General features: G+C 58.2%; 18 protein-coding genes. 9 read left to right on the top strand and 9 right to left on the bottom strand.

Going from position 1 to position 16149, the window contains the following annotated elements; genetic code table 11:
* Positions 1 to 11: 11 nt before the first annotated feature.
* Together EAH74_RS04875 and EAH74_RS04880 are read right to left on the bottom strand one after the other, a co-directional pair.
* Entirely contained in the window at positions 12 to 380 is a 369-nt protein-coding gene (locus EAH74_RS04875) for a hypothetical protein (protein ID WP_140676576.1), read from the bottom strand.
* Between the two features lie 71 nt (positions 381 to 451).
* Positions 452 to 1267: a sulfite exporter TauE/SafE family protein gene (locus tag EAH74_RS04880; protein WP_140676579.1), complete on the bottom strand. Its 816-nt coding sequence runs from the start codon at positions 1265 to 1267 to the stop codon at positions 452 to 454.
* A gap of 110 nt (positions 1268 to 1377) precedes the next feature.
* On the opposite strand from EAH74_RS04880, the gene EAH74_RS04885 reads away from it, so the two are divergent.
* Positions 1378 to 2145: an AraC family transcriptional regulator gene (locus EAH74_RS04885; RefSeq protein WP_140676582.1), complete on the top strand. Its 768-nt coding sequence runs from the start codon at positions 1378 to 1380 to the stop codon at positions 2143 to 2145.
* 41 nt (positions 2146 to 2186) lie between these two features.
* On the opposite strand, the gene bglX is transcribed toward EAH74_RS04885, so the two are convergent.
* Positions 2187 to 4460 carry a beta-glucosidase BglX gene (gene bglX, locus EAH74_RS04890; RefSeq protein WP_140677273.1) on the bottom strand — a complete coding sequence of 758 codons (2274 nt, stop codon included), beginning with the start codon at positions 4458 to 4460 and terminating at the stop codon, positions 2187 to 2189.
* 276 nt (positions 4461 to 4736) lie between these two features.
* Between bglX and EAH74_RS04895 the strand changes: the two genes are divergently transcribed.
* Entirely contained in the window at positions 4737 to 5054 is a 318-nt protein-coding gene (locus tag EAH74_RS04895; protein WP_140677275.1) for a helix-turn-helix transcriptional regulator, read from the top strand.
* 47 nt (positions 5055 to 5101) lie between these two features.
* Here the strand turns inward: EAH74_RS04895 and EAH74_RS04900 are convergent, their stop codons facing one another.
* Entirely contained in the window at positions 5102 to 6160 is a 1059-nt protein-coding gene (locus tag EAH74_RS04900; protein WP_140676585.1) for an MBL fold metallo-hydrolase, read from the bottom strand.
* Positions 6161 to 6374: 214 nt separating this feature from the next.
* On the opposite strand from EAH74_RS04900, the gene EAH74_RS04905 reads away from it, so the two are divergent.
* Together EAH74_RS04905 and EAH74_RS04910 are read left to right on the top strand one after the other, a co-directional pair.
* Positions 6375 to 6983: a TetR/AcrR family transcriptional regulator gene (locus EAH74_RS04905; protein WP_140676588.1), complete on the top strand. Its 609-nt coding sequence runs from the start codon at positions 6375 to 6377 to the stop codon at positions 6981 to 6983.
* Positions 6984 to 7122: 139 nt separating this feature from the next.
* Positions 7123 to 7665, top strand: a complete 543-nt coding sequence (locus EAH74_RS04910; RefSeq protein ID WP_140676591.1) for a DUF1003 domain-containing protein — start codon at positions 7123 to 7125, stop codon at positions 7663 to 7665.
* A 6-nt stretch (positions 7666 to 7671) separates the two neighbouring features.
* Here EAH74_RS04910 and EAH74_RS04915 read toward each other — a convergent pair whose 3' ends face one another.
* A complete protein-coding gene (locus EAH74_RS04915; protein WP_140677277.1) occupies positions 7672 to 8613 on the bottom strand; it encodes a LysR family transcriptional regulator in 942 nt (313 codons plus the stop codon).
* Between the two features lie 15 nt (positions 8614 to 8628).
* Between EAH74_RS04915 and EAH74_RS04920 the strand changes: the two genes are divergently transcribed.
* Complete coding sequence (locus tag EAH74_RS04920; RefSeq protein WP_140676593.1) at positions 8629 to 9336, top strand: CTP synthase C-terminal region-related (seleno)protein; 708 nt, start codon at positions 8629 to 8631, stop codon at positions 9334 to 9336.
* Positions 9333 to 9656, top strand: coding sequence for an antibiotic biosynthesis monooxygenase family protein (locus tag EAH74_RS04925; protein WP_140676596.1), 324 nt, complete (start codon positions 9333 to 9335; stop codon positions 9654 to 9656). Before EAH74_RS04920 ends, EAH74_RS04925 begins: the two co-directional genes overlap by 4 nt.
* Before the next feature lie 140 nt (positions 9657 to 9796).
* On the opposite strand, the gene EAH74_RS04930 is transcribed toward EAH74_RS04925, so the two are convergent.
* Positions 9797 to 10123, bottom strand: a complete 327-nt coding sequence (locus tag EAH74_RS04930; protein ID WP_140676599.1) for a DUF2025 family protein — start codon at positions 10121 to 10123, stop codon at positions 9797 to 9799.
* Between the two features lie 234 nt (positions 10124 to 10357).
* Between EAH74_RS04930 and EAH74_RS04935 the strand changes: the two genes are divergently transcribed.
* Positions 10358 to 11485 carry a glycerophosphodiester phosphodiesterase gene (locus EAH74_RS04935; protein WP_140676602.1) on the top strand — a complete coding sequence of 376 codons (1128 nt, stop codon included), beginning with the start codon at positions 10358 to 10360 and terminating at the stop codon, positions 11483 to 11485.
* 109 nt (positions 11486 to 11594) lie between these two features.
* Positions 11595 to 11900 carry a PepSY domain-containing protein gene (locus EAH74_RS04940; protein ID WP_140676604.1) on the top strand — a complete coding sequence of 102 codons (306 nt, stop codon included), beginning with the start codon at positions 11595 to 11597 and terminating at the stop codon, positions 11898 to 11900.
* 229 nt (positions 11901 to 12129) lie between these two features.
* On the opposite strand, the gene EAH74_RS04945 is transcribed toward EAH74_RS04940, so the two are convergent.
* The 3 genes from EAH74_RS04945 to EAH74_RS04955 form a co-directional block, all read right to left on the bottom strand.
* Entirely contained in the window at positions 12130 to 12477 is a 348-nt protein-coding gene (locus EAH74_RS04945; RefSeq protein ID WP_140676607.1) for a hypothetical protein, read from the bottom strand.
* 159 nt (positions 12478 to 12636) lie between these two features.
* Complete coding sequence (locus EAH74_RS04950) at positions 12637 to 13074, bottom strand: hypothetical protein (RefSeq protein ID WP_140676610.1); 438 nt, start codon at positions 13072 to 13074, stop codon at positions 12637 to 12639.
* Positions 13075 to 13185: 111 nt separating this feature from the next.
* Positions 13186 to 14811, bottom strand: coding sequence for a methyl-accepting chemotaxis protein (locus EAH74_RS04955; protein WP_140676613.1), 1626 nt, complete (start codon positions 14809 to 14811; stop codon positions 13186 to 13188).
* A 275-nt stretch (positions 14812 to 15086) separates the two neighbouring features.
* On the opposite strand from EAH74_RS04955, the gene EAH74_RS04960 reads away from it, so the two are divergent.
* Positions 15087 to 16109: a transporter gene (locus EAH74_RS04960; protein ID WP_140676616.1), complete on the top strand. Its 1023-nt coding sequence runs from the start codon at positions 15087 to 15089 to the stop codon at positions 16107 to 16109.
* Positions 16110 to 16149: the final 40 nt, after the last annotated feature.

The raw sequence follows: 16149 nt of genomic DNA on the forward strand, positions 1-16149 counted from the left end.
CTGTACGACTGTCAGTCCCGGCTCACGATCTCTTCGACCCATTCAAGCTCATAGGGCCGGCGACCAACATCCGAGATGTAGTCCAGCGCATCTTTGCTCAGAACTGATAACTCTGCGTCGGTCAGCAAGTCATGCATGACCATCAAACGCAAACCAGTGAGCGCGCTGGAACGGGATTGGCTGTATTGGTCAAAGGCTCGGGCCATGTCCTTGTTTCGATCATGGATCAGGCCGTAGAGCATTCCATATCGAGCATGCGCCGAAAGCGCGCCATGTTCGGCGATAGCTTTGGCATCGGCGAGAACACCTTGGCAGAAACGATCTAACGCAATCTTGCGCAGCTCCTTGAATTTCTTCCAGTCACTTTCGAGGATCGACATGCAGTTCTCCTGCGTGAAATCTTGATCAATGCAAAGACTTATTCTTGCGAAAAAACCTCCTGATTCCAACCCTACTTGACCCACATACCAAGCATCACCAAAACCAGCAAACCGATATACACCCGCGCATGGGTTCGATCCGGTATCCGCCCAATCCATGGCGTAGCCAACCGAATCCCCACCAGCGACCCCACCGTCAAAACCGCAAACGCCAACAGATCCACATAACCGACAAACCACGGCCCCAGACCATACTCAGTAAACCCAGCCATCACCATGTAAGTCAGCGTCCCGGCCAGCGCCACGGGCAAACTGAGCGGATTGGCCATGGACGTCGCCTGGGACATGCTCAGCCCGCAACGCCGCAACAACGGCACGGTCATGACGCTGCCGCCTACGCCGAGAAACGTGGCGATGGTGCCGATTCCTACACCGCCGCCAGACACTTCTGCCCTTCCCAATCGCCGTGGGATGGCGGTGTCGGGCGCTGTAAGAAAGCCGCGTCGCAACACGCAATCGGCGATGGTCACGCCCAGGTACGCGATGAAGGCATAGCGAATCACCTCGCCACTTACCCACATCGCCGCTATGGCGCCGACTACCGCGCCCACGCCGATAAACCCGCCCAACGGCCACAGGTAATGACGAATGAGATTACCGGCGCGTCGGTGTTTTCCGGTGGCGATCGTTGCGTTGACGATCATGACGCAGGTCGAGGTTGCCACAGCAATGTGCATCGCCGATTGGCTGACGGGGTCGTCTGTGCCGTGGCTGGTCATGAGCATGCGGTACAGCAATGGCACGACGACGAAGCCGCCGCCGAAGCCGAACAGCACCGCGGTGATGCCGGTCATGCAGCCAAAGAGTGCCAGCAGAAGATAGAACATTGAGGTCGTCCGTTGGTTGAGAGCGGTCGACGATAGAACGATGAGCCTTGGCCTGCCTCAGCAAGTCAGCCAATAATGTTCGCGTTTACGCCAACCGCTGGGACTGCTCGATGCGCAATGTTTCGATTGATCTGCTGGACCACACGCCACGGCCGGTGGTGGCCATCGGTACGGATTATTCCCACGGCCATTTGTTGCCTCGTCATACACATCGGCGGGCGCAATTGTTGTACGGCACCACGGGGGTAATGCAGGTCAGTACACATGATGGCAGTTGGGTGGTGCCGCCGCAGCGGGCGGTGTGGATTCCGCCGGGGGTGGCGCATGAGGTGCTGATGCTGGGGGTGAGCACGCGCAGTTTGTATATCGAGCCGGGGGCGATGGATCTGGGGGATCGCTGCCAGGTGATCAGCGTTTCGCCGTTGATGCGGCATTTACTGATGGAGGCGGTGGAGATCCCGCTGGCGTATGACGAGCGTGGGCGCGACGGTACGTTGATCGGCTTGCTGCTGCATGAACTGACGCGCAGCACTCACCTGCCGTTGCACATTCCCCTGCCCGTCGATGCGCGGCTGCTCGCGTTGTGCCAGGGCTTTGTGCAGCGGCCCGACGCTCACCAGTCGCCACAGCAATGGGCCGATCAGTTGCATATCAGTCTGCGCACCTTCAATCGCCTGTTCCGCCAACAAACCGGTATGAGTTTCAGCCAATGGCGGCAGCGGGCCTGTGTGGCGCTGGCACTGGCGCGCTTGGCGGTGGGTGAACCGGTGACGCGGATTGCCCTGGATTTTGGCTATGACAGCCCCGCTGCGTTCTCGACCATGTTTCGTCGTGTACTGGGGCAGGCACCGTCCGTCTGGTTGGAGGGGGCGAAGTAGTTAGCCCAAAAAGAGAGGCCACTGCCGCTAATACCTCGGCCTTATAGCAGCTCAAAACTCTGCGCCTTCACATCCTGAGAATCCAGACCGATCTGCACCTGGAACTCGCCCGGCTCGGCGGCGTATTCCAACTGAGCGTTGAAGAACTTCAAGTCGTTCTCATCAATGCTGAAGTGGACCGCTTTCTCTTCTCCGGCCTTGAGCATGATTTTTTGAAAGTTCTTCAGTTCTTTGACCGGACGGCTGAGGGAGCCAACGACATCGCGGATATACAGCTGAACCACCGTTTCGCCGTCGCGCTGGCCGGTATTCTTCACTATGACGCTGGCGACGAGCTTGTCGGTTTTGTTCAGTGTGGCCGAAGACAGGGCCATGTCGGTCAGGCTGAAATCGGTATAACTCAGCCCATAGCCGAAGGGATAAAGCGGACCAGGGGATTGATCGAAATATTGAGACGTGTAGTTGCGAAGCCCACCTGGCAGGTAGGGGCGACCGGTGTTCAAGTGACTGTAGTAATTGGGGATCTGCCCCACGGAGCGTGGAAAGGTGATGGGTAACTTGCCGGAGGGGTTGTAGTCACCGAACAATACATCGGCAACGGCGTTGCCTCCCTCGGAGCCGCTGTACCAGGTTTCCAGAATTGCATCGGCCTGTTTCTGCTCCTTGCCGATGGACAGTGGCCGGCCGTTCATCAATACCAGTACCAGCGGCTTGCCGGTGGCTTTCAGGGCGGTGATCAATTCACTCTGGCGCCCAGGCAGATCAAGGCTGGTTCGACTGGCCGCCTCATGAGACATACTGCGGGGCTCGCCCACCACTGCAATCACAACATCGGCTTGCTGTGCAGCCTTGACCGCTTCGTCAATCATCTCTGCTGCCGGACGAGCGTCGTTCGCGATTTCGGACACCCCCTGATATTCCAGGTATTTAACAACCTCCTGATCCTCCTCGAGATTGGCGCCTCGGGCATAGATCAGCGAGCCCTTATCCATAGCGCTTTTCAGCCCGTCGTAGATCGTCACCGATTGCGAGGGCACGCCGCTTGCGGACCAACTGCCCATGATGTCGACGGTACTTTTTGCCAACGGGCCTATGAGCGCGATCACGCCCTCTTTTTTTAGCGGCAAGAGCCCGTTTTCATTCTTCAGCAGCACCAATGTCTTGCGTGCCACCTCACGGGCTGTCGCTCTGTGCAGACGGTTTTCGGCATTGTTATCAGCGGGGTCTTCACTGGCAACGCCGATGCGCCGGTAAGGGTCTTCGAACAGCCCCATGTCGTACTTGGCCCCCAGGACTTCCCGCACTGCGTTATCGATATTGCTCTGGGAAACAGCGCCAGACTCAAGCAGCCCGGGTAGCTCCGGACCATAGGAGAAGTCGTTCATGCTCATATCAACCCCGGCCCTGATCGCGAGCTTGGCCGCTTCGCGGGGATTCTTCGCAACACCATGCTGAACCAGATCGTTTATCCCGTTATGGTCGCTGATGACCAGCCCCTTGAAGCCCCATGCTTTGCGAAGCAGGTCTTGCATCAACCATGCATTGGACGCTGCCGGCACACCATTTATCGAGTTAAGCGCCACCATCACCGCTCCCGCGCCACCCTCAATCGCCGAGCGATAAGGTGGCAGGTAGTCCTGGTACATTCTGGCCAGGCCCATGTCGACGCTGTTGTAGTCGCGTCCACCCTCGACAGCTCCATACAACGCGAAGTGTTTGGCGCTGGCCATGATGCTGTCGGGTGCATTCAGGCTTTTGCCCTGGTAGGCCTGAACCATCACTTTGGCAATGCGCGAAACCAGATAGGTGTCTTCACCGAAGCCTTCGGATGTACGCCCCCAGCGAGGATCACGGGCGATATCTATCATCGGTGCAAAGGTCATATCGATACCGTCCGCACTGGCTTCTTTCGCCGCCGTTCGACCGCTCAACTCGATAGCGTCCATATCCCAGCTGGAGGCCAATGCCAGGCCAATGGGAAAAATGGTTCGATGACCGTGTATCACGTCCCAGCCGAAAAACATCGGTATTTTCAGGCGGCTATGTTGAGCCGCGTCCTGCATGGGTCGGTTTATGTAACGGCTCACAGAGCCATACGTACCCCCAATGCGCCCGGCAGTGATTTCTTGGCACATCCTTTCGGGCGTCATGTTTTCATCAATCGCGATCAGTCGCAGTTGGCCGACTTTTTCTTCCAGGGTCATCTGATTTATCAGGTGGGTGACAAAGGCATCTTTGTTCGACGATTCCATATCGGCCAGGACGGGCAGACTTGTAAAACCGATCAGGGCACATAGCAGACGTAGTCTTTTCATGATTCCCTTCCCTGCATAACGCTGTGGCGCACAGCCTCTGAAACGCCACCTTTCCTTGTATTGAAAATCAGAAAGCTGACGTTCAAACATTGCTGCTGACGGGTGTTGAAAACCCATTGAGCTTTCAGCCCGCCTAAAAATAGCGTAGTCGGTCCAACGCGCCTGCCTGAGAGGAAAAATAGAATCGATCAAAAAATGAGTTTGATTCGGGCTCAAAACAACTGTACAAAAACACAGTATTTTTTTGAATCAGCACTCTTGAGCCCGGAGAACACCATGGCCTCTCTTGCGATGAAAATCACCCTGGAACGTATCGCCCTTTTCCAGTTCACCCCCGCGCATAGCGCTCAGGCCCGAGCGATGCTGGGTTGGAGTGTGGAGGAGCTGTCTCGGGAATCCGGGGTTTCGGTGGACGCTATTCAGCGATTTGAGGATGAACGCGATGTGCTGGATGTTACGAGGCTGGCACTGGCATATCGGTTTGAATCGGAGGGGTTGGTGTTCTTCCCGGGGTTTGCGCCGGGGAGAGGGATGAATGTGAAAGGGGCGACACCTGATCCGGTGGGGCGGGCGGATTATGCGATGGTTGAGTGAGGTGTCGGCCCGGGCCGCTTGCAGGTAAGCAGCCCGGCTTCACAACGTTATGCGTTCTGAGGCTCCACCTGATCGCCAACGTTTTCCATCTCCGACCACCAAGTGCTACCCCGCTGCGGATACATCACATTAAACGCCTGCCCCATCTGCGGCGTGGTGATCGACACATTCCGCTCCCAGGCCAACGCCAGAATGCGGTCGAAAGGTTCGTACCAGGCGTGCATCGACAGATCGAACGTGCCGTTGTGAATCGGCAATAACCAGCGGCCTTTGAGGTCGATGTGTGCTTGTAGGGTTTGCTCCGGCTGCATGTGAACATGCGGCCACTCAACGTTGTAGGCACCGGTTTCCATGAGCGTCAGATCGAATGGGCCGTACTGTTCACCGATGCGTTTGAAGCCATCGAAATAACCGCTGTCGCCGCTGAAGAAGATTCGCGTGTCGCCATCGATCATCACCCACGAGGCCCACAGCGTGCTGTTGCCATCAAACAGACCTCGACCAGAAAAATGTTGCGAAGGTGTGGCGATGAACTGAATACCGTCGACCTCGGTGCCCTGCCACCAGTCCAGTTGTCGGACTTTGCTGGCGTCGATGCCCCATTTGATCAGGGTGTCGCCCACGCCCAGCGGTGTAAGGAAGTACTTGGCCTTATCCGCCAGTTTGAGCACCGCTTGATAATCAAGGTGGTCGTAGTGATCGTGGGACAGGATCACCGCTTCAATCGGCGGCAGCTCTTCGAGGCTGATCGGCGGCTGATGGAAGCGCTTGGGGCCGGCCCATTGCACGGGTGAGGCGCGCTCGGCGAAGACCGGGTCGGTGATCCAGAATTTGCCCCGCAGTTTCAGCAGTACGGTGGAATGGCCGAGGCGATAAACGCTGTGGTCAGGGGCGGCGATCAACGCTGCCTGCGTCAGGGTTTGCACCGGGACAGGCGCCGTCGGGCGGGTGTCACGCGGTTTGTGGAAGATCATGTTCCACATGATGCGCAGGGTTTTTCGAAAGCCTTCGCGCTTTACCAGCGCATGGTTTCGAAAGAGCCCTTCTACCTGACGGGAAGCTTGCGGCGTAGAGGCGTTATCCGATGGGGAAGTTGAAGTGGCCATGACTGAATGACTCCAGGAAAACCACCTGACTCGCAGTTTTCCGCTTGGGACGATAAATGGCCAAGGCACGCACGCATCAGCCGGAGATTCTATTCTTCACTGCACAGGATTAACAAAACATTACACTGCACAGTGTAGTTTCTAGGTTGCATCAAAGCCGATCGCAAGTAAACTGCCGAGTGTAATTCTCACCACTTCCTGCCGAAGCGTACTTATGACAGCTCCACAGCGCCTCACCGACCGAAAACGCGAAGCCATCATTCAGGCGGCGATTGCCGAATTCCGTGCCAACGGTTTCGACATCACCAGCATGGACAAGATCGCTGCCACCGCCGGTGTGTCGAAGCGCACGGTGTACAACCATTTCCCCAGCAAGGAAGAGTTGTTCGCCGAAATCCTCAATCAATTGTGGGCGCGGGTGACGGCAGAGCAGGAAACGCCCTACCACCCCGACCTGCCGCTGCGCGACCAGATGCGCCAGATGCTGATGGCGAAATTGCAGATGCTGGGCGATGACAATTTTCTCGACCTGGCTCGTGTGGCCATCGCCGCCACCATCCATTCCCCGGAGCGCGCCCAGAATATGGTCGCGCGAATGGGTGAGCACGAAGAAGGCCTGACCGTGTGGATCCGCGCCGCTCAGGCCGACGGCCGCTTGAAACCGGTCGACCCCGAATTCGCTGCGCAACAGATTCAGGGAATGCTCAAATCCTTTGCATTCTGGCCACAGATTTCCATGGGCCTGCCTGGCCTGTCAGCGGAGATGCAGACCACGGTGGTGGAGTCGGCGCTGGACATGTTCCTGGCCTGCTATCAGCTCTAAATCGAGTTGCAATAAATGACAATGTCCGCTGCTTCAGCGGTAATCGGTAACGCCGAAAAAACTCCGCAATGTGTTTCAGAATGAAACTGGCGCTGGGGCTATAGTGAGCCTCAGTCCCAGCGCCATAGCAGAGAGCACCATGACCACCACGACTTCTGACACTAAACACGCCCTCCCCCCAGTCGACCACCTGCGCTTTCATCGCACCCACGCACACCTGGCGCCCACCTTCGGCAACGACAAGTTCGCCCTGCGCGCCGAGGCCTTTGCGCGGTTCTTCGGCACACCGACCTTTCTCGGCGCGCAGACGTTGATCGTGGTGGTATGGATTTGCCTCAATCTGTTGGGCGTGGCCCACTTCGATCTCTACCCGTTCATCCTGCTCAACCTCGCCTTCAGCCTTCAAGCGGCGTATGCCGCGCCGCTGATCCTGCTGGCCCAGACCCGCCAGGCGGCGCGGGATAAGGCCCAGTCCGAAGCCGACGCCCTACACCGCGAATCCCTCGCCGTCGCTAACAGCGAACGCCAGGCACAAGCGGCGCAGAACACCGCGCAACTGCTGGAACTGCTCGAGCAAAACACTCGGCTCACCGAAATGACCAAGGCCCTCACCGAACGCATCGAAAGCCTGACTTCGGAGATGCATCAACACCTGGTGCGCAAGGATCCACCGAACGCGTGAAGCCCCTCAAGGCAACTTCAACGCCCGCCCCAACTCATCGAACAACGTCACCACCGAGCGCAAGGCGCGGCAGTCCGGGCGGGTCAGCAACCAGAGCGCTGTGTCGTAACCGTGTAGTGGTTCGCTCAACGGCTGCAGCCCGTCACCGATGAGGAAGTCCGGCAAGGCCGCGACACCGAGCCCGGCCCGCACCAGCTCAGTCACCGACAACATGCTGTTGCAGCGATAACCCGGTGTGACGCCGGGCAACTGCTGACGTCGCCACACGACGGTGGGGTGATCGGGAAGGAATTCGTCCGGGGCAATCCAGGTCAGCGAAGCCAAGTCTTCGGAATCGACCGATTTCAGATACGCCTCACTGGCACAGACTCGATAGGAAACCTGCGCCAATCGCCTGCCCACCAAGTGCTCGGGCGGTGTACGAGTCAGGCGCAAGGCGATATCCGCATCCCGGCGGCTGAGATTGGCGAAGTCGTTGGAGGTACTCAGCTCGATGGTCAGCGCCGGGTAGCCGGGCATGAACGTCGCCAACGCAGGCAGCAGCAAGCCCTGCAAGACCGAATCGGTGCAGGTCAGGCGCACCGTGCCGCTGATGACTTCACCGCCCTGCTCCACGCCAATGCGTGCCGCCTCCAGCGCCTGTTCGGCCCGCTCAGCCTGCTCGGCCAAAGTTTGCGCCAAGGTGGTGGGCAAGTAGCCGGCGCGGCTTTTTTCGAACAGTTGCTGGCCCAGCGCAGCTTCCAGTCGGCGCACGGCGCGAAATACGGTCGAGACGTCGACCTTCAACAACGTCGATGCCCGGGCCAGAGAACCGCCGCGTACCAACGCGAGGATCAGGGACAGGTCGGAGTAGTCCAGTCGATAGTGCGTCGGTGCATTGATCAATTGGGATAACGCCAATATTGAGTGCGTGAACGCCAATCTATAGTGGGTGCCAGGAATCAACAAGCGTGGAGCGCACACATGGAAACCCGCCCAATCCGCATCGCCCTGATCGGCGATTACGATCCGCAAGTCACTGCTCACCAGGCCATTCCCATCGCCCTCGGCATGGCTGCTGAACAGGCAAACACAGACGTGCAGTTCCAATGGTTGGCCACCGACCGCATCAGCGCCGATGCGCCATTGGCTGATTTCGACGGTTTCTGGTGCGTGCCCGCCAGCCCTTACCGCGATATGGACGGTGCGTTGCGGGCAATTCGTTTTGCCCGTGAGCAGCAACGGCCCTTCCTGGGTACCTGTGGCGGTTTTCAACACGCCGTACTCGAATACGCCCGAAATGTTCTGGGTTGGGACGATGCCGAACATGGCGAGACATCGCCGGATGCGACGCGAGCGCTGATCACGCCACTGACCTGTTCGCTGGTGGAGGCCGTCAACAGCATCCATCTGGTTGAAGGCTCGTTGATCGCCGAGGCGTACGAAAGCGCTGAGATTGTCGAAGGGTATCGCTGCCGCTACGGCGTTAATCCGGCGTTCGAACGTGAGTTGTTGACCCAACAGCTGTGCGCCGTTGGACACGATGCTTCGGGCGACTTGCGGGCGGTGGAACTCAAAGGGCATCCGTTCTTCGTCGCGACGCTGTTCCAACCTGAACGAGCAGCGCTCAAGGGCAAGCTGCCGCCACTGGTCCGTGCGTTGATCGCCGCCTGCAAGAAGCAGAAGCCATGATCGCCAAGACTCCACCAGCGCCTTACTACGCGGTGATTTTTACCTCCCTGCGCACCGACGGTGATCACGGTTACGAGCAGGCCGCCACGCGCATGGTCGAACTGGCCCGTGAGCAACCCGGTTTCCTGGGAGTGGAATCGGCTCGGGGTGAAGACGGGCTCGGGATTACGGTGTCCTACTGGGCCAGCGAAGCGGCGATTCTGGCGTGGAAACATCATCCCGAGCACAGTGAGATTCGCGAGCGCGGGCGGTCGACGTGGTATTCGGCGTGTCATACGCGGGTGTGCAAGGTTGAGCGGGCGTATGCGTTCAAACAGTAAATGATGCGGCGCTCTTCAGTCCGTCTTCGCGAGCAGGTCGAATCGTCGCACCGTCGCTCCCACATTGGTCTTGTGATCGACACATAATCCATGTGGGAGCGAGCTTGCTCGCGATAGGGCCCGCACAGTCACCGCAAAACTCAGCTCTGCACAAGACTGCGAACCGCCGAAATCTCCGGCACCTCCAGCCGATTCATGTACACCCGCAACGGCTCGGTGATGTTGATCCGGTCATCGATATTCTGATCCAGCAACAACTGAATCAACTCACGCTTGAGCGTCATGGCCTGCGCGGAACCTGGGGCCCAGACGAATTCGCTGGAGGGAATAATGCCGTCGTCAGCCACGTCCATGCCGAAGGAGTCTTCGCTGAAACGAACAATGTACTGGCCGGTCTTGCGATTGAGGCCGACGAAGCCTTTGAGTTGGTCGGCGGCCTGGCAGATGAGCTCGGAAGTGATGCGCATGATAAACCTCACAGAAGGTCGCAAAGGACCGGTGATCGATGGTTTACACGCAGGGCAAGCGAATGGGCGTTCCCTCTGCCGGGGTAACTGCCGGGGCCAAGAGTACTGCAAAGAAGCGCACAAAAGCGCTGAAAAAATCTGCTTTAAACACGTTTATGTCGGTCTGGCGATAGCGCAAGCGGCGCTCAGTTGTTAAAAGAGACGTCTTTGAAAATCTGCGAAAGGACCTCGACCATGCCTGTTACCTTCACCAAGAGCGCCCTGTTGCTGAGCCTGATGCTGGGCCTCGGCCAGGCACAGGCCGCCAGCGAGCCAAGCCCCACCGCACTGGCAACCCGTATGGGCATTCCGCATCCGGCCGTGATCGCCCACCGTGGCGCGTCCTTCGATGCCCCGGAATCCACCGCAGCGGCCTACAAACTGGCCCGCGACCTGGGTGCCGACTACCTGGAAATGGACGTGCAACGCAGCAAGGATGGCGTGCTGTTCGCCCTGCACGACGACAACCTGCAACGCACCACCGACGTCGCCAGTAAATTCCCTGAGCGCAAGGACCGCCCGGCCAACGAGTTCACTATCGCCGAGCTGAAAACCCTGGATGCTGGCAGCTGGTTCAACACCGCCTACCCGGATCGCGCGCGTCCTTCGTATGTCGGTCTGAAAATTCTGACCCTCGACGAAATCATCGACATTGCCCAAGGCAATCCGATGCACAAGCCCGGTCTGTACATCGAAACCAAAGAACCGAAGCAATTTCCCGGGATCGAGCGCGACCTCAAGGAAAAACTTCAGGATCGCGGCTGGTTGAGCCCGGCCGGCTCGAAACTGGCGAAGAGCGACCTGGCGGTTGGCCAGGGCAAAGGTAAAGTCGTGCTGCAAACCTTCGAGAAGAGCAGCCTCGAACTGCTTGAGAAGGAAATGCCGAAAGTGCCGAAAATTCTCCTGCTGTGGGTCGGTGAAGGCAGCATCGAGCCGAAATCCAAAGTGACGTTTGCCGAGTCCGGCGACAAGGACAAAGCCACTTACTACGCCAAACAGCAACCGAAAGACAAAGCCGAATTCCAGCAATGGGTCGAGTACGCCAAAGCCCAGGGCGCAATCGGCACCGGCCCTTCTGCCGCGCTGACCAAGGGCGGTGATCAGAGTTACTCGGACCTGGTGCAACCCTGGATGAACCAGTACACCCACGATCAGGGCTTGTTGGTGCACGTTTACACCATCGACGATGCCGTGGATTACCAGAAAGTCATGGACGCCGGTGTCGACGGCATCTTCACCAACCGCGCCAGCGAACTGCTGAAGTTTTACAAGCGCCCGGCGGCGGCCAGCGTTGCGCAGTTGCTGCAGAACAACGGTTATTGATGAACGTGGGAACGATCGCTACCCAGTCGTGTTTGGAGAATTAAGGGTGGATTAAGTTGCGCCGGTTAACTTGATCCCACTTAAACGAATCACCCAAGGAAAGAACTTCATGAAAACCCTGACTGCCCTGTTCACTGCCGCAGCCCTGACTCTTACCGCTGGTCTGGCCCAGGCCGATGTCCGCGTCGACCAGATTCCCGAGCTGGTCAAAAGCGGCAAGATCAAGCCACTGGAAGAAATGAACCAGGCTGCTCTAAAACTGCATCCGGGCGCGACCATCACCGACACGGATCTGGACAACCACTTCAATAACTATGAATACGAAGTGGAACTGAAAACCGCTGACGGCAAAGAATTTGATGTGGACTTCGATGCCACCACCGGCAAAGTACTGAGCAACAAACAAGACACCTGATACACAAACACCAAGCCGCACGATCTTCGGATCGCGCGGCTTTTTTGCACGTCAAATTCAGGCAATCAAGCCGCGCCAACGCAGCATCAGCCCGCTAGAATCCCACCACACTGTTCATGCAGAGATGGATTGAAATGGGGCAAGCAGCGGCAGCAGACATCGCCACGATCGGTCGGATCAGTGCGGTGCCGGCGATTCCAGCTTGCGGGTGTGATCTGCCAGGCTCGAATCACTTGACCATAATGATCAACGGCTTGGAGCGCCAGATTCGGTCGTCTCTGACAACCTCGTAAAAGGTAGTCACCAAACCCGGTGTGATGAAGCTTTCCTTCACATAGAAATGCACAGGGTTTACTTCTTCGATCTCGGTGATCTCATGCGTAAAAACTGTTTCAGTGCCAGCGTTGGTGATCCATACCACCTCAAGATGATCCCCTTCGCTCAAACCCTGTTTGCCAGGGACTAACGCCCGCAGACCGGGAGCCGAGGGTAAAGACACCTCGCCCTCATACTCCTGACCTTCGACCGGCGTCATGCTCGGGATCGTCAGTTTTTCCAACACTTCAAGCGTAGACATAGGAACACTCCTTATCGGGATAATCGCGCCATTGCGCTGACCCGATCATCAAGCCGTTCGGAACGCTCCCCGTCTACTGTCAGAAGTAACAGGTACCCTCTAAATCAATGGGTTTGAAGCGTCGAATCCGACCAGCGGTCATGCCTACTGAACGGGATATCAGGCCGAAGTGCTGACCAGAGACCCCGAAGTGCTTGAACCGGACTCCTGCAACGCCAGCAACAACGCCGCCGTCGCGGTCTGTAACGAGCCCGAAGTCGTCGCAATCTGCGACTGAGCCGCCGCAACCTCCGCCGCTTTGGCTTCGGCGCTTTCCTGTTTGGCCTGGGCCGCTTGCAGTTGCTGCTGTTGTTCCTGCAATTGCTTTTGCAGCTCGGCGATCTGCTTGCGCAGTTCTTTCACCGTATCGGATTCTTCGCTACTGCTGGAACTGCTGCCGCTCGCCGCGGGGGCGCCGCCGGCGGATACCTTGGTGGTGTCGCTGGACGCCTCAGCGGTTGCCGTGACTGAGGTGTCTTCGGTGCTGTCGCTGAGGGCAGTCTTGTTCGAAGCAGTCGAGGCCGTCGGGGTGATCGAAACGGAAGTGATGCTGACCATGGCGGTTTTCCATTGGGATTTGGGATTACCGTGGTCATCGACATCGACACTGCGGACTTGAGATCGACTGTGTACCGACTCAGTAAGCAAACCGGTACACAGTCATTCCCGTTACGCGCTTAAACGCGCCGTGACTTCATTCAACTGCCCTGACAACCCATGCAGGTTGTGGCTGGCCGCTTCGGTGCGCTGCACGTTATCCAGATTGGTGCTGGCGATGCTGGTGATCTCGGTGAGGTTGCGCGAGATGTCTTCAGCCACCGATGTCTGCTCTTCCGCGGCGGTGGCGATCTGGCGGTTCATGTCGCGGATGGCTTCCACGGCAAGGGTGATGCGCTCCAGCATGGCGCCGGCCTGAGTCACTTGCTCGACACTTTCCTCACTGCGCGACTGACCGCTTTCAATTGCCTGAGCGGCGTCCACCGCACCGGTTTGCACCGTTTGAATGATCTGGTTGATCTCGATGATCGACGCCGCCGTGCGCTGGGCCAGGCTGCGGACTTCATCGGCCACCACCGCAAAACCGCGCCCGGCTTCACCGGCACGGGCTGCTTCGATGGCGGCGTTGAGCGCCAGCAGATTGGTCTGCTCGGCGATGCCGCGAATCACTTCCAGTACCTTGCCGATGCGCCCGCTGTCGGTTTCCAGACGACGGATGACCGTGGCGGTATTGGCGATTTCGCCGCGCATTTGGGTGATGGTGTGAATGGTGCCCTGCATGACCTTTTCGCCCTGCTGGGCGGACTGGTCGGCATCATCGGCGGCACGTGCCGCATCGGCAGCGTGACGTGCGACTTCTTGCGCGGTAGCGGACATTTCGTTCATCGCCGTGGCCACCTGATCGGTGCGGTTGAACTGCTCGTTAGTGCCACTGGCCATCAGGCTGGCGATGGAATTCAGCTCACCGCTGGCGCTGTCCAGATCCGAGGCGCTGCGCTGCAAACGGTTGAAGGTTTCGGCAAGAAAATCGCGCAGGGTATTGGCGGCCATCGCCAGTTTGCCCAACTCGTCTTGACGGGTGCTGGCCACGCGTTCGGCGAAACGACCCTGGCTGAGTTGCGCCACGTACTCGATCAGTTTGCGTATCGGTTCCACCAGGTTGCGGTTGACCAGCCACAGGCTCAATAACCCGATCAACAGACCCGAGGCGAGCATCACTATGATCCCCAGCAACACGGTGCGGTCGGCGTCGGCGCTGATCAGCTTCGATTGCTCAGCACCCTGCTTGCGCAATTCGCTGACCAACTCACTCATCTGCTCGCTGGTCGCGCGGTCCACACCTTTGACCGCCGTGTCGCCAACCGTTGGCTCGGCACCTGCCGCCACGTAGGCGTCACGGCCCTTCTGATAAGCCGCGCCCAACAGACGATGTTCGTCCCGCAGGCGTTCGATGCGAGTCTTGAGTGACGGCTCGATACCCTTCTGTCCGGCCAGTTCACCGAGGATGTCCTGCACATCGCGCTGACGGTCCTCGAATTGCTTCCAGTATTTGTCCAAGTCCGCAGGCTGCTTGCCGCGTAGCAGAACGTTTTTCCATTCCTGAACCTGCACCTTGAATTGCAGGTTGGCTTCATCGATCAATTGCGAGGTGTGCAGCGGGCCTTCGATCAGATTCGCGTAGTTCTGAACACCGCTGGACAGAAAGTGAAAGCAGGCCAGGGCGATCAGCAACATGGCCAACAGGCTGCCGCTCAACAAGGCAAGGATTTGTGCTCTCAGGGATTTTTGCAAAAACATCGAGTGATCTCATGGCAGGGATAAGGCACGCCGCGATCAGGCGTGAAAGGTGTCCGGACATCCCTGTCTGCGACCTTGGCCAGTGGCCAAAACCGTGCAAGTTAACGTAAGCAAGATCGGCGTCCCAGAGCGGTTCTTTAATCAAATCCGACCGTCGGCAGTGCCACTACTTCGCCTTCACTGCTCTGTCACAAAACTGTTAAAACTCCTTGCGATGATGCGGCTCAAGTGAACCTGTGAAACCCGCGACAGGCGCCTCCTCACAGCGAGACCTCATGAACCACAGCATCGACCAAAGTCATCGCGACACGGACCTGTTCGGTCTGCTGTACGGTTTCAGTTTTCGCCCCGGCGAGCGCGGCCGGGAGCTCGATTCGGCCAAGGCGTTGCAGTGCCTGCAACAGCCCGGCGACAACGACGAATTTCTCTGGCTGCACCTCAACCTGGCTCATGCGGCGTGCGAGCGTTGGATGAAAAGCCATCTGGAATTGCCCGACGAATTTTTCGAAGCGCTGCATGAGGGCTCCCGTTCGACGCGCATCGAGCATGTGGATTCAGCGTTGCTGGCGGTGGTCAACGACGTGGTGTTCAACCTCAGTAGCATGGTTTCCTCCGATGTTTCGACGCTGTGGGTCTGCGCCCGCAGTCGGCTGATCGTCAGCGCGCGACTGCAACCGCTGCACTCGGTGGACAAGCTGCGTTCGTCGGTGAAGGCCGGTGAATGCTTTCGCTCACCGCTGGAATTGCTGGTGCATCTGCTGCGCGATCAGGGCGAAGTGCTGACCCAGATCGTGCGCAAGACCAGCCTCAGTGTCGATCAGATCGAAGATGAATTGCTGTCCTCGCGGCTGTCGACCAACCGGGCAGAGCTGGGTGCCAACCGACGGGTGCTGGTACGCCTGCAACGCTTGTTGGCGCTGGAACCGGGCTCGTTGCTGCGCCTGCTTAATCGCCCGCCGCTGTGGTTGCAGAAGGAGGATGTGAAGGAATTGCGCAAGTCCACCGAGGAGTTCGCGCTGATCATCAACGACCTCACGGCGCTGGGCGAACGGATCAAGCTGTTGCAGGAAGAAATCGCCGCCAACCTCAACGAACAGAGCAACCGCACGCTGTTCACCCTGACCGTGGTCACTGTGCTGGCGTTGCCGATCAACATCATCGCCGGGTTCTTTGGCATGAACGTCGGTGGGGTGCCGCTTTCCGGCGACCCGGAAGGGTTCTGGATTCTGGTGGCGTTGGTCGCGACGTTTACCGTGATCGCCGGGCGTTGGGCGTTTCGTAAACGCCAGGATTATTAAGATCAAAAGATCGCAGCCTCGTTTCACTCGACAGCTCCTA

Source organism: Pseudomonas mandelii, from assembly GCF_006438925.1.
Classification (GTDB): Bacteria; Pseudomonadota; Gammaproteobacteria; order Pseudomonadales; family Pseudomonadaceae; genus Aquipseudomonas; species Aquipseudomonas mandelii_C.